We start from the raw sequence: 16,643 nt of genomic DNA on the forward strand, positions 1-16,643 counted from the left end.
CCCCCAGTCTCTCAGGGTGCAGTGCCCGGCCGCGCGAGGGCTGAGAGGACACGGTCACGGACGCGTCCGACCGGTCCACCGGCCAACGCCACTCCCGAGGCGACGCTCGCGCCCGAGCGGATGACCTGCGGAGTCACCACGCGGCGGCGAGAGTAGCGTGCGAGCGCCGACGCCGGTTCGTCGGCGTTGAGGAGTTCCGCGAGGGCGACGGCATCGCAGATCGACTCGCACGCCCCACGGCCGAGGTTCGGCTGCATCGCGTGGGCGGAGTCGCCGATGAGCACGGTCCGGCCGCGGACGAAGGACCGCAGGGGACGAGACACGTGGATGCCGCTGATCACGGTCTGCCCGGTCCTTGCGGCCTCCACGACCGCGGTGACCGGGGAGGGGAAGACCCGCGCCGCCCTGAGGAGATGGTCGAGCCCTGCCGCCGTGGTCGCAAACCGGCGTTCGGGGAAGGCGGTGAACCAGTTGGTCCGGTTCCCCGGCAACGGGGTGATGCCGAAGAGCATCCGATCGCCCCAGTACTCGGTGACGGCGCCGGCGGAGAGGTCGGCGTCGATGACTCCGCGGATGACCGTGAGCGGAGGGCGTCGAGGCGCAGTTCGGCCTCCCCAGGTTCCGGATCGAACCCTGCTGCGGGCACCGTCGGCGCCGACGAGGACATCGGCCGCAAGCGTCGTCGGGTCGGCTACCTCCCCGGTGAGCAGGGGTGTCGAGGCCGGTCGGGCGGCGGTGAGGAGGGAGTGGAGCTGTGCGCGGCCGATCATCAGCGCGCCGAGGCGGGGCGGCCGGGCGAGGAGGCGACCGTCGGCGCTGCGGATCGTCGCCTCGTCGACGCGGACGCCCGACTTTTCGACCGCAGTGCTCAGGCCTGCCCTGCGCAGGGCGGTCATGGCGGAGGGAAAGAGGGCGAACGCCGTGTCCAGGGCTCTCGCCTGCGGATCGCGTTCGTGGACGGTCACCGTCCACTCGGGCCGGTCGAGCGCGGCGGCCAGGGTCGCCCCGGCGATTCCGCTGCCGATGATCCGCACGCTCGTCATGCCGTCACGATACCGCGACCCGAGCGAAGCGAACTCGGCGTCTAGACTGGGCATCATGCGTATTGCGAGATTTGTGCACAAGGACGAACCCGCCTACGGAGTCGTCGAAGGCGAGGTTCCGCCGATCGAGAACGGGCAGTGGGACACCACGGGTCTCAGCCTCGCCGTCCTCGACTCCGACCCCTTCTTCGCTCCCGCGCAGTCGACGGGGGAGCGGCTGAAGTTCGACGACGTCCGCCTCCTCTCGCCGATCCTGCCCCGGTCGAAGGTCATCGGCGTCGGCCGGAACTTCGCCGACCACGCCGCCGAACTCGGCAACGAGGTGCCGGTGACCCCGGTGACGTTCTTCAAGCCGAACACCTCGGTCATGGGACCCGGCGACCCCATCCGCCTGCCCGCGATCAGTGAATACGTCTCCTACGAGGCCGAGCTCGCCGTCATCATCGGACGCGTGTCGAAGGGCGTGAAGGCGGAGAACGCACTCGACCACGTCCTCGGATACACCTCGGCGAACGATGTCACCCTGCGTGACCTGCAGAAGTCGGACACGCAGTGGACCCGGGCCAAGGGCTTCGACACCTCGTGCCCGCTGGGCCCGTGGATCGAGACCGACCTCGACGTCGACGACCTGAGCATCCGTTCGTGGGTCAATGGTGACCTCAAGCAGGACGGGACGACCGCGGACTTCATCTTCGACATCCCGACGATCATCGAGCACCTCTCCGAGACGATCACGCTGCTGCCCGGCGACGTCATCCTCACCGGCACGCCCGCCGGGGTCGGTCGGATCGTCGCCGGCGACCGCGTCGACATCGCCATCGACGGTCTCGGAGTGCTCTCCAACCCCGTCATGGACGCCTGAGCCGAACCTGCTCGCCCCTGCACGAAAACTACACAAACCACCACTCCTTGGAGCCGATCACCACATGACCGTCAAAGTCCGCTTCTGTCCCTCGCCCACCGGCACGCCGCACGTCGGCATGGTCCGCACTGCCCTGTTCAACTGGGCCTACGCCAAGCACACCGGCGGCACCTTCGTCTTCCGCATCGAGGACACCGACGCCGCCCGCGACTCCGAGGAGAGCTTCTCCCAGGTCGTCGAGGCGATGAAGTGGCTCGGGCTCGACTGGGACGAGGGCATCGAGGTCGGCGGACCCGACGGCCCCTACCGGCAGTCAGAGCGCGGTGACATCTACGCAGGCGTCATCGAGAAGCTCAAGGACGCCGGACACATCTACGAGTCCTATTCGACGAACGAAGAGGTCGAAGCCCGCCACACCGCCGCCGGCCGCGACCCCAAGCTCGGCTACGACGGCTTCGACCGCGACCTCACCGACGAGCAGATCGCCGCGTTCCGGGCCGAGGGCCGTGAGCCCGTGTGGCGCGTGCGCATGCCCGATGCCGACATCACCTTCACCGACCTCGTCCGCGGCGAGATCACATTCAAGGCCGGCACGATCCCCGACTTCGTCGTCGTCCGCGCGAACGGCCAGCCCCTCTACACGCTCGTCAACCCCGTCGACGATGCGCTCATGGGCATCACCCATGTGCTCCGCGGCGAGGACCTCCTCTCCTCGACCCCGCGCCAGATCGTCCTCTACGAAGCCCTCAAGGACATCGGCATCGCCGAGGCGACTCCCGAGTTCGGCCACCTGCCCTACGTCATGGGCCAGGGGAACAAGAAGCTGTCCAAGCGCGACCCCGAGTCGAACCTCTTCCTCCACCGCGAGCACGGCTTCATCCCCGAAGGCCTCATCAACTACCTCGGGCTGCTCGGCTGGTCGATCGGGCCTGACCGCGACGTGTTCACCGTCGACGAGTTCACCCAGGCCTTCGACATCCACGACGTCCTGCCCAACCCGGCGCGCTTCGACATCAAGAAGGCGACGGCGATCAACGCCGACCACATCCGAATGCTCGCCCCGGACGACTTCCGTGACCGCCTCATCCCCTACCTCCAGGCCGCCGAGGTGCTCCCGGGCGAACCGACGGATGCTCAGCTGGCGATCCTCGACCAGGCGGCACCGCTCGTCCAGACCCGGATGAACCTCCTCGGCGAGGCGCCCGACCTCCTCGCCTTCCTCTTCACCCCCGATGCCGAGCTGACGATGTCCGAGGACGGGCTCAAGACCCTCAAGGACTCCGCCCCCCAGGTGCTCGCCGCCTCGATCGAGGTCCTCGAGGGACTCGAGGACTGGAGGACGGAGAGGCTCCAGGCCGTGCTCGAGGAGAAGCTCGTCAACGAGATGGAGATCAAGCCGCGCCTGGCCTACGGCCCGCTGCGCGTCGCCGTCTCCGGGCGCCGCGTCTCCCCGCCGCTGTTCGAGTCACTCGAGATCCTCGGCAAGGAGTCCTCGCTCGCCCGTCTGCGTGCGCTGGCGGCGCAGCTGTGAACGTCCACCCATGGCAGCGCGGGGGCCTTCATCTCCGCGACGTGACCATCGACGTCCCGCTCGACCACTTCGGTCGGCTCGACGCGGACTCCGCGGCCGCCTCTGCGAAGATCGAGGTCTTCGCCCGGATCGTCGCCGATGAGGCCGAGAGCTCCAAGCCCTACCTCGTCTTCCTCCAGGGCGGACCCGGCTTCGAGGTGCCTCGCCCGACGACTCCGGTGGGGCAGGGCTCGTGGCTGGCCCGGGCGCTCGAGGACTTCCAGGTGGTCATGCTCGACCAGCGGGGCACCGGACAGTCGAGTCCGATCGGCTCGGTCGAGGGCCGGATCACCGGTCTCGACGTCGCCGGCGACGATCCCGAGGCCATCGCCGAGGTGCTCGCGTGCTACCGGGCTGACTCGATCGTCGAGGACGCCGAGGCGCTGCGCCGTGAGCTCGGCGTCGACCGCTGGTCGGTGCTCGGGCAGTCCTTCGGCGGTTTCACCGCTCTGCGCTACGTCTCCGCGCGCTCGGAGTCGCTCACCGAGGCCTACTTCACAGGCGGGCTGCCCGCAATCGGGGTCGATCCCGTCGACGTCTATCGGGCGACGTGGGCGCAGATGATGCGCAAGTCCGAGCAGCACTATCGGAACTTCCCCGGCGATCGCGACCGGATGGCCGCGCTCATGGACCTCGCCGAAGCCGACGGCGGCATCGCGCTGCCCGGCGGGGCACGGGCGACGACCGAGCGGGTGCGCCTCCTCGGGCACCACCTCGGCGCCTCCGACGGACCTGAGGCCCTCCACTACCTCCTCGACCTCGATCCGGACTCGTCCGGTCTGCGCCACGATCTCGCGGGCGCCCTGCCGTTCTCGGGACGCAACCCGCTGTACGCGGTCGTCCACGAATCGTGCTGGGCCGATGGGACCGTGACGAACTGGGCGGCGAGGCGGGCGATGTCCGAGGAGGTGCGCGCAGATCCGACGCTGCTCGCCGGTGAGCATGCCGGCCCGGAGTCCTTCGCCGAGGACCCGGAGCTCGCACCGTTCGCCGAGGTGGCCGAGGTCGTCGCCGCCTATGAGTGGCCGAAGCTCTACGACGTCGATGCGCTGCGGGCCTCGACCGTGCGCGGGGCCGCTGCGGTGTACTTCGAGGACGCCTACGTCCCTGCCGAGTACTCTCTGGCCACGGCCGAGCTCATGGACGGCGTGCGCCCGTGGGTGACGAACGAGTACGAGCACAACGGCCTGCGCGCCGACGGCTACCGGGTCCTCGACCGACTCATCGCGCTCGCGAGGGCGTGAGTGAGGCGGTCCTCTCTCTCCGCCTCGGCGGTGTTAAGAAGGTCACACGGTTTGGATTTGGCGGCGGGGGAGGGGCCTGTGTAGAGTTATATCTCGTTGCTGAGGGGAATTCCTCCAGGGAAGTCCCGCATAGCAGTGGGGTATGGTGTAATTGGCAGCACGAGTGATTCTGGTTCACTTAGTCTAGGTTCAAGTCCTGGTACCCCAGCGGACAGCTTCAGAGCGATCTGAGGATCTGTTCATCGGCCCCCGTCGTCTAGTGGCCTAGGACGCCGCCCTCTCAAGGCGGTAACGGCAGTTCGAATCTGCTCGGGGGTACGGTTGAGCCCCGCACCGATCCATCGGTGCGGGGCTCACTCTATTTCTGCGGTCACCGACCGGATGAGTCGGCGATGCGCTTCGTGTGCTCGGCGGTCTTGACGCCTGCGACGATGAGCTCGAGGACGAGACGGACGAAGATCACCCACAGGGCCGGCCCGATCCAGCCGAAGACGATCGTGAGGACGAGCGGCCACGCATTGAACGAGGGCTCAGGGTTGAACATCGTCGGGGTGTTCGCCGCGGCTCCGATCGCGATCGCCGAGAGGATCGCTCCCAACCACCACAGTCCTGCGACGATGATGGCGAGCAGGTAGATGATCCCGGCCCAGCGCACGGCGACGAAGTTCTCGAAGCGGAAGTCGAAGAGCGACTTGAGGAATCCCGGCTCCGAGGGCTGACCGGGCTGACCGTAGCCGGCCTCGTGACCGTAGGGCGCGGCCTGACCGTAGTGCTGATGCTGACCGTGCGTCCCCGCCTGACCGTAGGGGCCGGGTGCTCCGTATCCGCCCGACTGGCCGTAGCTGGCCGACTGGCCGTAGCCGCCGGACTGTGCGTAGCCGTCCGACTGGCCGTAGCCGCTGGATTGTGCGTAGCCGTCGTACGGGTTGCCGTCGTACGGGCTGCCGGCCTGCGGCTGACTGCCGTACTGCTGCGGCGGCTGACTGCCGGTCGGCAGTACCGATTCGTTCGATGAGGCGGCCGCCGGATCGTGGCTGCGGTCAGGCCCGCCCTGCGACGACGGCGAATCGCCCCGCGACGAGAGCGAATCGCCCTGCTGCTGCCGCGAATCGCCCTGCTGCTGCCGCGAATCGCCCTGCGGCTGGGAGGACGGGGTGTCGGGGCGGTTGGGGTCCTGGTTCGGGTCCTGCGGGGATGTCGTCATAGTCGACCTCTCTCTCGGCGATGCTGATTGCCCGATGGACGATGTGACGCCGCCCACCTGCGTCTTCGCAATCTATCAGGGCATCCTCACCGGCCGCTGGCTGTCCGTCACAGCGTGCTGATCATCGACGCGAACACACAGGTTCCATTCAAGCGGAGCAGGTCGAAAGGGAGCTGACCGGGAGAGGCGCCGGGATCAGATCAGCCGGATGCCCCACTTGACCGCGAGTGTTCCGCCGGGCTCGACGACATCGACGTCGTCTCCGGTCGCGAAGGCATTCGGTGGACAGGTCATCGGCTCGATCGCGAGTGCGCGGCGGGCGAGACCGCCGTCGAGCTCATCGCCCGTGTAGACCTGCCAGTTGCGGAATCCCGAGTCGACGTCGATGACCGTCTCCCGACCGTCGGCACCCCTGAGCCGCGCCCGCGACCGGCCGTCCTCGTCGCTGCGCGGCTGACCGAACGCATCGTCGAGTTGCGTCCCGTCCACGCTGCGCAGGGCACGGAAGTCCTTGCACGTAAGGCAATCGGACATCTCCGCATCGTGGTCGAGAGGGACCTCCGAACCGTCGTCGAACGGGCGCGATTCCACGGGGATGAGGCGCTCATCGGGGACGAGCCAGGTTCCGGCGGGAATGACCAGCTGCGCGGCGTCGACGTACTCGCCTCCCGGGTGGAACCACGGGTGGAAGCCGAAGCCGAACGGAGCTGCTTCGGTGCCGATGTTCTCAGCACGCGCGTGGACCCGCAGCCCCTCCTCGCCGAGGTCGTAGCGGACGGTGAGAAGGAATCGGAACGGGTACCCGGGTGAAGGGGAGAGGTGCGTCGTGAGCGTCACCGAAGTCTCCGTCGCCTCGACGACGTCCCATTCGACGTCGATGACCAGCCCGTGCAGAGCGGTGTTCCGTGCCGGCTCGGTGATCGGAAGCTGGTGGACTGTGCCGTCGAACTCGTAGCGTCCGTCGGCGATGCGGTTGGGCCACGGCGCGAGCACCGCGCCGTCGGAGGTGCCCGTCTCGACGACGACAGGTCGTCCCGCAACCGTATAGTCGCGCAGGCTCGCGCCGACCGGGGAGACGACAGCAGTGCTTGTCCCATAGGCGAGGTCGATGAGGTCGGTCATGCGGCTCCCGAGTATCGTCAGCCTCGGACGAGGGCCTCGGTGAGCGCCCGGGCGGCGTCGACGACGGCCTTCGCGTGGAGCCGGCCCGGCTGGCGGGTGAGGCGGTCTACGGGTCCGGAGATCGAGACCGCGGCGACGACCCGGTTGCTCGGACCCCGCACGGGGGCGGAGACGGAGGCGACGCCGCGTTCGCGTTCGGCGATCGACTGTGCCCAGCCTCGGCGGCGGACACCGGAGAGCATGGTTGCGGAGAACCGGGCGCCGCGCAGGCCGGTGTGGAGGCGGTCGGGCTCCTCCCAGGCCAGCAGCACCTGGGCAGCGGACCCGGCCCGCATGCTCAGGGTCGCCCCGATCGGCACCGAGTCGCGCAGACCTACGGGGCGTTCGGCCGCGGCCACGCATAGGCGCAGATCGCCCTGGCGACGGAAGAGCTGTGCCGATTCGCCGGTCTGGTCGAGTAGCTGCCCGAGCACCGGTCCGGCGGCGGCGAGGAGGCGATCCTCGCCGGCGGCAGACGAGAGCTCGGCCAGTCGCGGACCGAGGACGAAGCGTCCCTGGAGGTCACGGCCGACGATGCGGTGGAACTCGAGGGCGACGGCGAGACGGTGGGCGGTCGGTCGAGCGAGTCCGGTGAGCGAGACGAGCTCGGCCAGAGACGCAGGTCCGGCCTCGAGGGCGGAGAGAACCATTGCGGCCTTGTCGATGACGCCGACGCCGCTACCATTGCTTGTCATAGACACCATTGTGCGCGTCTCATTGAGCGAGATGCAAGTTCGGAATGCGATACGGGCGAGTAGATTCCTGTCCACACCCATCGGTGAGCATCCGGCGAGCCGATCGGATGCCCCAGGCGACCGCACTCGGACGCCGAGAAGAAGCACAACGCGTACGGAGGATCTCCGTACCGGCGGGAGGAACCATGCCACGCACATTGGCCGAGAAGGTCTGGGCCGATCACGTCGTCTCCGAGGGGGAGGACGGAGCGCCGGACCTCATCTACATCGACCTCCACCTCGTCCATGAGGTGACCAGCCCGCAGGCCTTCGACGGACTCCGACTCGCCGGGCGCCCCGTGCGCCGCCCCGACCTCACGATCGCCACCGAGGACCACAACACGCCCACGTGGGACATCGACAAGCCGATCGCCGAACCGACCTCGCGCACGCAGATCGAGACCCTGCGGAAGAACGCCGAGGAGTTCGGGATCCGGCTCCACAGCCTCGGCGACGCCGATCAGGGCATCGTCCACGTCGTCGGCCCCCAGCTCGGGCTCACCCAGCCGGGCACGACCGTCGTCTGCGGCGACTCGCACACCTCGACTCACGGAGCGTTCGGGGCGCTCGCCTTCGGCATCGGCACCTCCGAGGTCGAACACGTCCTCGCCACCCAGACGCTCAGCCTCAAGCCGTTCAAGACGATGTCGATCACCGTCGACGGTGAGCTGCCCGAGGGCTCGACGGCCAAGGACATCATCCTCGCGATCATCGCGAAGATCGGCACCGGCGGCGGACAGGGCTACGTGCTCGAGTACCGCGGCTCGGCGATCCGCTCCCTGTCGATGGAGGCGCGGATGACGATCTGCAACATGTCCATCGAGGCCGGCGCCCGCGCGGGCATGGTCGCCCCCGACGAGACGACATTCGACTACGTCAAGGGCCGCCCCCACGCCCCCGAGGGCGAGGACTGGGACGCCGCCGTGGAGTACTGGAAGACCCTCTACACCGATGAGGGCGCGACCTTCGACGCCGAGGTGGTCCTCGAAGCCGCCGACATCGAACCCTTCGTCACATGGGGGACGAACCCCGGCCAGGGCCTGCCGCTGTCGGCCGCGGTGCCCTCCCCGGACGACTTCGCCGATGAGAACGACAAGGTCGCCGCCGCGAACGCGCTCGCCTACATGGGACTGACCCCGGGCACCCCGCTGCGTGAGATCGAGGTCGACACCGTCTTCCTCGGATCGTGCACGAACTCCCGGATCGAGGATCTCCGTGCCGCCGCCGAGGTGGTCCGGGGCCGGCGGAAGGCCGAGAACGTCCGCTTCATGGTCGTCCCCGGATCCGCGAAGGTCCGCCTCCAGGCCGAAGCCGAGGGCCTCGACGTGATCTTCAAGGACTTCGGTGCCGAATGGCGCTTCGCCGGCTGCTCGATGTGCCTGGGGATGAACCCCGACCAGCTCGCCGAGGGGGAGCGGTGCGCTTCGACGTCGAACCGCAACTTCGAGGGCCGGCAGGGCAAGGGCGGACGCACCCATCTCGTCTCCCCGCTCGTCGCCGCAGCGACCGCGGTCCGCGGCACCCTGTCCTCGCCCGGGGACGTCGCCGACCTGCCCCGGGACGCCGAACCGGTGGACTGGATCCCGGAGCGCCCGACGATCCCCCTCACCCCCACCTCGGCGAACGCGTAAGGAGCAGCCATGGAAGCCTTCACCACCCACACCGGCATCGGCGTGCCCCTGCGCCGGTCGAACGTCGACACCGACCAGATCATCCCCGCGAAGTTCCTCAAGCGGGTCACCCGCACCGGCTTCGAAGACGCCCTCTTCTCCCGCTGGCGCACGGCCGAGGACTTCGTCCTCAACGACCCCGACTTCGCATCCGGCTCCGTCCTCGTCGCAGGCCCCGACTTCGGCACCGGCTCCTCCCGTGAGCACGCCGTGTGGGCGCTCAAGGATTACGGGTTCCGCGTCGTCCTCTCCTCGCGCTTCGGCGACATCTTCCGCGGCAACTCCGGTAAGGAGGGCCTGCTCGCCGCCCAGCTCGAGCAGGACGACATCGAACTCATCTGGAAGATCCTCGAGAACCATCCGGGCACCTCGATCACCGTCGACCTCGAGTCGAGGACCGTGACATGCGACTCGCTCACGGTGCCCTTCCAGATCGACGACTACACGCGCTGGCGTCTCCTCGAGGGCCACGACGACATCAGCCTGACCTTGGCGAAAGAGGACGAGATCGCGGCGTACGAGGCCGGGCGGCCCGCTCACAAACCCCGCACCCTGCCTGCGCGGGTCTGATCCGCCGACTCCGGGTCGGGGCGTCGTCTGCGCTAGTCTTGGACGAGTCCGGAATCGACTCGGGACGGCCTCCCGAGGCGGTGCCGACGAGTGCGCTGTTCGACGATCAGAGGGAGGAACATGCTCGAAGTCCGCGGCGGAAATCCGCTCGGGGGAACCGTGCGGGTCAGGGGCGCGAAGAACCTGGTGCCCAAGGCGATGGTCGCCTCCCTGCTCGGAGAGACCCCGTCCGTCCTCCGCGGAGTCCCGCAGATCCGCGACGTCGAGATCGTCACCGGTCTCCTCGAACTCCACGGGGTGCGGGTGAGCCAGGCCCCCGACGGGGACCAGCCTGACGGCGAGCTGCACCTCGACCCCTCCGAGGTCGCCCAGGGCTCGATCGTCGACATCGACGCCCACGCCGGATCCTCCCGGATCCCCATCCTCTTCTGCGGACCCCTCCTCCACAGCCTCGGGCAGGCGTTCATCCCCGACCTCGGCGGATGCCACATCGGCGACCGCCCCATCAACTTCCACCTCGACGTGCTCCGGCAGTTCGGCGCCGAGGTGGACAAGACCGCCGGGGGCATCATGCTCTCGACGAAGCGCCGCCTCCAGGGCACGAAGGTCGAACTCCCGTACCCCTCGGTCGGAGCGACCGAACAGGTCCTGCTCACGGCCGTGCGTGCCGAGGGCATCACCGAGCTGCGGGGAGCGGCGATCGAACCGGAGATCATGGACCTCATCGCGCTGCTGCAGAAGATGGGCGCGATCATCACCGTCGACACCGACCGAGTCGTGCGCATCGAAGGGGTCGACTCCCTCCACGGGTACATCCACCGGGCACTGCCCGACCGCAACGAGACCGCCTCGTGGGCCTCTGCCGCACTCGCCACCGGCGGTGACATCGTCGTCGAGGGCGCCTCGCAGCCGGAGATGATCACGTTCCTCAACGTCTTCCGCAAGATCGGCGGCGAATTCGAGGTCGATGAGACCGGCATCCGCTTCCGCCACCCCGGCGGCCGGCTCTCCTCGTTCGCCCTCGAGACCGACGTCCACCCCGGCTTCATGACCGACTGGCAGCAGCCGCTCGTCGTCGCCATGACCCAGGCCGAGGGACTGTCGATCATCCACGAGACCGTCTATGAGAACCGTTTCGGCTTCACCCACGCCCTCGTCGAGATGGGGGCGAAGATCCAGCTCTACCGCGAATGCCTCGGCGGCACCCCGTGCCGGTTCGGGCGGCGGAACTACGCGCATTCGGCCGTCGTGTCCGGACCGACCGAGCTCAAGGGCACCCGCATCGACGTCCCCGACCTGCGCGGCGGCTTCAGCCATCTCATCGCCGCCCTCGCCGCCCAGGGCCGGAGCGAGGTCCACGGGATCGAGCTCATCAACCGCGGGTACGAGAACTTCCTCGACAAACTCCAGGGCCTCGGTGCGGAGGTCTCGGCATGAGCGGCACCGGCAGGGATGCCGGCACGGGCAGGGGCGCGAACGGCGGCAGGGGCGCGAGCAGGCAGCCCGGTGAGCACATCGTCTCGTTCGAACCCAAGGACGTCGCCTCGCAGCGCCGGGTCGCCTTCGGTGTCGCCTCGGCGGCCTACGGGCTCTTCCGCCTGACCTCGAAGATGCGCATCGAGAACGCCCAGGCGCTGCCGGTGGGTCAGGGCACGATCGTCGCCGCTTACCACGCCAACCACCTCGACCCGATCCTCGTCGGACTCGCCGTGTGGCGCAGCGGCCGGCTCCCGCACTTCCTCGCGAAGTCGACGCTCTTCTCCGGGCCCCTCGGCGTCATCCTCAAGGGACTCGGCCAGATCCCGGTGCTGCGCGCCTCGGCGCAGGCGGGGGACTCCCTCGAATACGCGAAGGAGGCCCTGCAGAAGGGCGAGACCGTCGTCATCTACCCCGAGGGGACGCTGACGAAGGACGAGCACTTCTGGCCCGAGCGCTTCAAGTCCGGCACGGCCCGGCTCGCCCTCGAGACGGGGGCGCCGATCGTCCCCGCCGCGCACTGGGGGCTCGAGACCGTCAAACCCCGCGGTCGGCTCATTCCCCGCCCGCGCCCGCTCACGCACACCAGCGTCGTCCGCTTCGGCGAACCGCTGGACTACACCGACCTCTGGGAGCACCGGGGGGAGAGGAGCTCGATGGCGACGCTGACGACGAGGCTGACGAACACCATCGCAGGCATGGTCGCCGATCTCTCCGGCCGTGAGCTGCCCGAGAGGTTCCGCACCGAGGAGGCCGGCTCATGAGCGCAGACAAGATCGCCGTGCTCGGCGCAGGATCGTGGGGGACGACGTATGCCGCCGTCATCGCCGACGCAGGCTTCCCGGTCGCGCTCTGGGCACGCCGGGAGGAGACCGTCGAGGAGATCAACACGGCGCACACGAACTCCCGCTACCTCGGCGACCGTGAGCTGCCGGAGACGATCACCGCCACCACCGATGACATCGCCGCCGTCACCGACGCCGACGTCGTCATCCTCGCCGTGCCCGCGCAGACCCTGCGGGAGAACCTCAGCCGGTGGAAGGCGCACCTGCGTCCCGACGTCCGCCTGGTCAGCCTGATGAAGGGCATCGAGGTCGAGACGGGCAAGCGGATGTCGGAGGTCATCGCCGAGGTCGCCGAGGTCGATCCCGGACGGATCGCCGTCGTCTCCGGGCCCAACCTCGCCCGGGAGATCGCCGAACGCCAGCCGACTGCGACCGTCGTCGCCTCCTCCGATGCCGCCACCGCCGAGGTGGTCGCCGAGATCAGCGCGAACGCGTACTTCCGGCCGTACACGAACACCGACGTCGTCGGCGTCGAGATGGGCGGGGCGGTGAAGAACGTCATCGCTCTCGCCGTCGGCATCGCCGACGGGCAGCGCCTCGGCGACAACTCGAAGGCCTCGATCATCACCCGCGGCCTCGCCGAGACCTCCCGTCTCGCCGCGGCGATGGGAGCCCAGCCGCACACGCTCTCCGGTCTCGCCGGGCTCGGCGACCTCGTCGCCACATGCGCCTCCCCGCTCTCGCGCAATCGCACGTTCGGGCGCCACCTCGGCGAGGGGATGAGCCTCGAGGAGACGATCGCGCACACCGAGCAGACGGCCGAAGGGGTGAAGTCCTCACCCGCGGTCCTCGCCCTCGGGGAGCGATACGGCGTCGACCTGCCGATCACCGAGGCGGTGAGCGCGGTGCTCGCCGGTCACCTGCAGGTTGACGAACTCGCGGGATTGCTGTTGTCTCGGAAGCGTAAGCACGAAGGCCCGCCGGCGTGAGCCGGAATCGTCCCACGAGTCCCACGAGCCAAGGAGCAGACATGAGCGTCAACTCACCGTTCTACAACCTTCCCGAGCTGCCGACCTTCACCCTGACCAGCACCGACATCGAGAACGGGGCACCGCTTCCGGCGGCGCAGGCCTCCGGAGCGATGGGTGTGCCCGGCGGTGAGGACAAGTCCCCGCAGCTGTCGTGGTCGGGCTTCCCCGAGGAGACGAAGGCGTTCGCCGTCACCTGCTACGACCCCGACGCCCCGACCGGGTCGGGGTTCTGGCACTGGACGGTCACCGACCTCGACGCCTCGGTGACCGAACTGCCCACCGACGCCGGCAACCCCGAGGCCGACCTCCTGCCCGCCGGTGCCGTGACGCTGAAGAACGACGCGGGCGAGCCGCGCTTCGTCGGCGCCGCCCCTCCCGAGGGCCACGGCCCGCACCGGTACTACTTCATCGTCACCGCACTCTCCGAGCCGCTGGGCATCGACGAGAGCGCGAGCCCGGCCTACGCCGGCTTCAACATGTACTTCAAGGGCATCGGCCGGGCCTGGCTCGAATGCACCTATGAGGCCGGCTGAGCCTGCACGCCCCCGTCCCCGCACGTGAGAGCGTGCGGGGACACATGAGAGTCCCCGAGCAAGGAAACATATGTCAGACACCGATCACCGGCCCTTCGTCGCAGTCCTCTTCGGAGGACGGTCGAGCGAACACTCCGTCAGCTGCGTCACGGCCGCCGGGGTGATCAGCGCCATCGACGACGACGCGTACCGGGTCCTGCCGATCGGGATCACGAAGTCCGGTGTCTGGCGCATCGTCGAGGACTGGGCGAGCATGCGCTTCGACCCCGAGAACATGCCCGAGGTCACCGACGACGGCACCGAGATCATCCCGCGCGTCTCCGCCGAAGGCGCCCCGCTCATCCACCGTGACGCCGACGGCGTCTACTCCGAGCTCGAGACCGTCGACGTCTTCTTCCCCGTCCTCCACGGCCAGTACGGAGAGGACGGCACCCTCCAGGGACTCTTCGAGCTCAGCGACACCCCGTTCGTCGGCTCCGGCGTCTTCGCCTCGGCTGCGAGCATGGACAAGCACTTCACGAAGTCCCTGCTCGCCCATGCGGAGATCCCCACGTGCCCGTGGGAGCTGGTCACCGAGACGATGTGGGAGGCCGACCGCGCCGAGGCGGAGGCCCGGGTGGCAGCCCTCGGCTTCCCCGTCTTCGTCAAGCCGGCCCGAGCCGGATCGTCGATGGGCGTGAGCCGGGTGGCCGACCCCGCCGGGCTCGAGGCCGCGCTGCTCGCTGCCTACGAGCACGACACGAAGGTCATCGTCGAACCCCAGGTCATCGGCCGGGAGATCGAATGCGCCGTGCTCGGATCCCTCGACGACGCCGAACTGCGGACCTCGTACCCCGGGGAGATCGAGGTCTCCGGCGATCACGACTTCTACGACTTCGAAGCGAAGTACCTCGACCTCGCCGATGCGAAGCTCACGTGCCCCGCGGACGTCGACGATGCGACGACGGCACGGATCCGCGAGCTCTCGGCGGCGGTGTTCCGGCTCTTCGACTGCACGGGGCTGGCCCGCGTCGACACGTTCGTCACGGACTCGGGTGAGGTGCTCATCAACGAGATCAACACGCTGCCCGGCTTCACCCCCACCTCGGCGTACCCGTTCATGTGGGCGAACTCCGGGATCGACTATCCGAGCCTCATCAGCGAACTCATCGGCATCGCGCTCACCGACCACGCCCGCCGGAGCTGACTAGCCCTCCGGGGGAGCGTCGACGTCCTCGGCACCGACGCATTCGCGTTCGGGCGGGAACGCCTGCAGCGCGGGCGAGATGCCGGCAAGGACGTCGGCGCCCGAGCCGAGCTTGCGGTTGACGAGGACCTCGACGGCCGGGGTGCGGCCGTAGCTCGTGAACACCCACGTGTCGTCCTCTTCGCCTCCCTTGGAGACCCAGTCGACCCCGCTCACGCTCACGCACTTGTCCGTGGTCGGACCCGGAGGGGTGACGCCGCAGCGGAGCACTGCGACGTTCGGGTCGCCCCACGCCTTCGTCCCCTGCGAGGAGGTGTCGCGCTCCTGCTCGCCGCCCACTTCGACGGGCAGGCGGAGCAAAATGTCCGCGCACTTCGGGTTCGCCGCATCCTCGGCGGGTTCGACGATGACCGTCTTCGCACAGCCGGACAGGACCGTCGTGAGCACGGGCACGCCGATGGTCACAGCGGCGACAGCACGCACGAGCGGCGAGGTGGCGCTTAGGCGTCGGCGGGAGTTCGCAGGCATGGTTCCAGCGTATCGCCCGATAGGGTGGTGACATGACCCGACTGTCCGATCTCGGCGAATCCGAAGTGCTCCGCCGTCTCCTGGCCCACCGCAGGTCAGGGGCCCATGAGGAGGTCGGCCCCGGCGACGACGCGGCCGTGACGAAGATCACCGGCCGGCTCGTCTCGACGGCCGACATGCTCGTCGAGAACGAGGACTTCACCCGCGACTGGCTCGACTGGTCCCGCCTCGGCACGAAGGCCGCCGCCCAGAACCTCGCCGACGTCTGCGCGATGGGCGCCCGGCCCCACGGCCTCCTCGCCTCCCTCGCTGTGCCCGATGACACGGACGTGACCGATCTCGAAGCGCTCTTCGCAGGGATCGTCGCCGAGGCCGAGCGCGCAGGTCGGGCACTCGGCGCCCAAGTGCCGATCATCGGCGGCGATCTCTCCTCGTCGGGTCTCATCGTCACCGCGATCACCGCCCTCGGCACGGTCGCCCCCGGGGAGGCCGTCACCCGGGCGGGCGCCCGCCCGGGTGACGAGATCTGGCTCGCCGGCACCCTCGGGCGCTCGGCGGCCGGACTCGACCTCCTCTTCGCCGGGGCCGGCAGCGACCCCGAGTTGCCGGACGACCTCGCCGGGCTCATCGGGACCCAACTCGCCCCGCAACCGGACTATGCGGCGATCGCCCACCGTCCGGCCGCCTCGGCGATGATCGACGTCTCCGACGGACTGAGCACGGACCTCGGACGCATCGCGGAGGCCTCCGGGGTCCGCGCGGACATCGACCGGGCCGCGCTCGAGGACCTCATCGCTGCGCTGCGCCCCGCCGCCCGCTACGTCCTCGACGCCCGCGGCGGGGAGACGGCAGATGCGGGTATCGACGAGCTCGCCCTGCACTGGGTGCTCGACGGGGGAGAGGACCACGGCTTCGTCGCGTCGGCACCGGTGAGTCAGGGTGACCCGGTAGGCTGGCGGAGAATCGGAGAGATGCAGGACGGCAGCGGAGTCAGCCTCGACGGCGCCCCCGTGCCGACGAGCGGCTTCAGCCATTTCGGGAAGTGA

At 69.1% G+C, this 16,643-nt stretch carries 16 protein-coding genes and 2 tRNA genes; 13 read left to right on the plus strand and 5 right to left on the minus strand.

Translation table 11 applies throughout. From position 1 onward, the window contains the following. Positions 1-11: 11 nt before the first annotated feature. Complete coding sequence (locus tag BC102111_RS15785) at positions 12-1,043, minus strand: FAD-dependent monooxygenase (protein WP_180960665.1); 1,032 nt, start codon at positions 1,041-1,043, stop codon at positions 12-14. Positions 1,044-1,098: 55 nt separating this feature from the next. On the opposite strand from BC102111_RS15785, the gene BC102111_RS15790 reads away from it, so the two are divergent. The 5 genes from BC102111_RS15790 (at position 1,099) to BC102111_RS15810 (ending at position 5,037) form a co-directional block, all read left to right on the plus strand. Further along, a complete protein-coding gene (locus tag BC102111_RS15790) occupies positions 1,099-1,905 on the plus strand; it encodes a fumarylacetoacetate hydrolase family protein (RefSeq protein ID WP_101624810.1) in 807 nt (268 codons plus the stop codon). A gap of 64 nt (positions 1,906-1,969) precedes the next feature. Continuing rightward, positions 1,970-3,436 (plus strand): glutamate--tRNA ligase, encoded by a 1,467-nt coding sequence (gene gltX, locus BC102111_RS15795; protein WP_101624811.1) that lies wholly within the window; start codon positions 1,970-1,972, stop codon positions 3,434-3,436. Positions 3,437-3,477: 41 nt separating this feature from the next. After that, complete coding sequence (locus BC102111_RS15800; RefSeq protein ID WP_101624812.1) at positions 3,478-4,719, plus strand: alpha/beta fold hydrolase; 1,242 nt, start codon at positions 3,478-3,480, stop codon at positions 4,717-4,719. A 136-nt stretch (positions 4,720-4,855) separates the two neighbouring features. Beyond that, positions 4,856-4,927: transfer RNA gene (locus tag BC102111_RS15805), tRNA-Gln, on the plus strand. Between the two features lie 37 nt (positions 4,928-4,964). Next, positions 4,965-5,037 (plus strand) — tRNA-Glu (locus tag BC102111_RS15810). 52 nt (positions 5,038-5,089) lie between these two features. Here the strand turns inward: BC102111_RS15810 and BC102111_RS15815 are convergent. The 3 genes from BC102111_RS15815 to BC102111_RS15825 all read right to left on the minus strand — a co-directional run bounded on the left by BC102111_RS15815 (position 5,090) and on the right by BC102111_RS15825 (position 7,779). Further along, entirely contained in the window at positions 5,090-5,923 is an 834-nt protein-coding gene (locus BC102111_RS15815; protein WP_101624813.1) for a DUF4282 domain-containing protein, read from the minus strand. Between the two features lie 195 nt (positions 5,924-6,118). Next, positions 6,119-7,045: an aldose 1-epimerase family protein gene (locus BC102111_RS15820; protein ID WP_101624814.1), complete on the minus strand. Its 927-nt coding sequence runs from the start codon at positions 7,043-7,045 to the stop codon at positions 6,119-6,121. Positions 7,046-7,062: 17 nt separating this feature from the next. Then, positions 7,063-7,779, minus strand: a complete 717-nt coding sequence (locus tag BC102111_RS15825; protein WP_101624815.1) for an IclR family transcriptional regulator — start codon at positions 7,777-7,779, stop codon at positions 7,063-7,065. A gap of 185 nt (positions 7,780-7,964) precedes the next feature. Between BC102111_RS15825 and leuC the strand changes: the two genes are divergently transcribed. The 7 genes from leuC to BC102111_RS15860 all read left to right on the plus strand — a co-directional run bounded on the left by leuC (position 7,965) and on the right by BC102111_RS15860 (position 15,069). After that, positions 7,965-9,449, plus strand: a complete 1,485-nt coding sequence (gene leuC, locus BC102111_RS15830) for a 3-isopropylmalate dehydratase large subunit (protein WP_101624816.1) — start codon at positions 7,965-7,967, stop codon at positions 9,447-9,449. 9 nt (positions 9,450-9,458) lie between these two features. Further along, the gene (leuD, locus tag BC102111_RS15835; RefSeq protein WP_063249053.1) at positions 9,459-10,058 is read left to right on the plus strand and encodes a 3-isopropylmalate dehydratase small subunit; all 600 of its coding nucleotides are present in this window, start codon (positions 9,459-9,461) and stop codon (positions 10,056-10,058) included. A gap of 120 nt (positions 10,059-10,178) precedes the next feature. Further along, the gene (gene murA / locus BC102111_RS15840; protein WP_009378226.1) at positions 10,179-11,495 is read left to right on the plus strand and encodes a UDP-N-acetylglucosamine 1-carboxyvinyltransferase; all 1,317 of its coding nucleotides are present in this window, start codon (positions 10,179-10,181) and stop codon (positions 11,493-11,495) included. After that, positions 11,492-12,298 (plus strand): lysophospholipid acyltransferase family protein, encoded by an 807-nt coding sequence (locus BC102111_RS15845; protein ID WP_009378228.1) that lies wholly within the window; start codon positions 11,492-11,494, stop codon positions 12,296-12,298. Before murA ends, BC102111_RS15845 begins: the two co-directional genes overlap by 4 nt. After that, complete coding sequence (locus tag BC102111_RS15850) at positions 12,295-13,308, plus strand: NAD(P)H-dependent glycerol-3-phosphate dehydrogenase (RefSeq protein ID WP_009378231.1); 1,014 nt, start codon at positions 12,295-12,297, stop codon at positions 13,306-13,308. Before BC102111_RS15845 ends, BC102111_RS15850 begins: the two co-directional genes overlap by 4 nt. Positions 13,309-13,349: 41 nt before the next feature. Beyond that, positions 13,350-13,883: a YbhB/YbcL family Raf kinase inhibitor-like protein gene (locus BC102111_RS15855; RefSeq protein ID WP_009378233.1), complete on the plus strand. Its 534-nt coding sequence runs from the start codon at positions 13,350-13,352 to the stop codon at positions 13,881-13,883. Between the two features lie 70 nt (positions 13,884-13,953). After that, the gene (locus BC102111_RS15860) at positions 13,954-15,069 is read left to right on the plus strand and encodes a D-alanine--D-alanine ligase family protein (RefSeq protein WP_063249052.1); all 1,116 of its coding nucleotides are present in this window, start codon (positions 13,954-13,956) and stop codon (positions 15,067-15,069) included. On the opposite strand, the gene BC102111_RS15865 is transcribed toward BC102111_RS15860, so the two are convergent. After that, positions 15,070-15,597, minus strand: coding sequence for a DUF3515 domain-containing protein (locus BC102111_RS15865; RefSeq protein ID WP_081590999.1), 528 nt, complete (start codon positions 15,595-15,597; stop codon positions 15,070-15,072). A 32-nt stretch (positions 15,598-15,629) separates the two neighbouring features. Here BC102111_RS15865 and thiL point away from each other — a divergent pair, with 32 nt between their 5' ends. Continuing rightward, a complete protein-coding gene (thiL, locus tag BC102111_RS15870) occupies positions 15,630-16,643 on the plus strand; it encodes a thiamine-phosphate kinase (protein WP_009378239.1) in 1,014 nt (337 codons plus the stop codon).

The sequence above is a fragment of the Brevibacterium casei CIP 102111 genome, from assembly GCF_900169275.1.
Taxonomy (GTDB): domain Bacteria; phylum Actinomycetota; class Actinomycetes; order Actinomycetales; family Brevibacteriaceae; genus Brevibacterium; species Brevibacterium casei.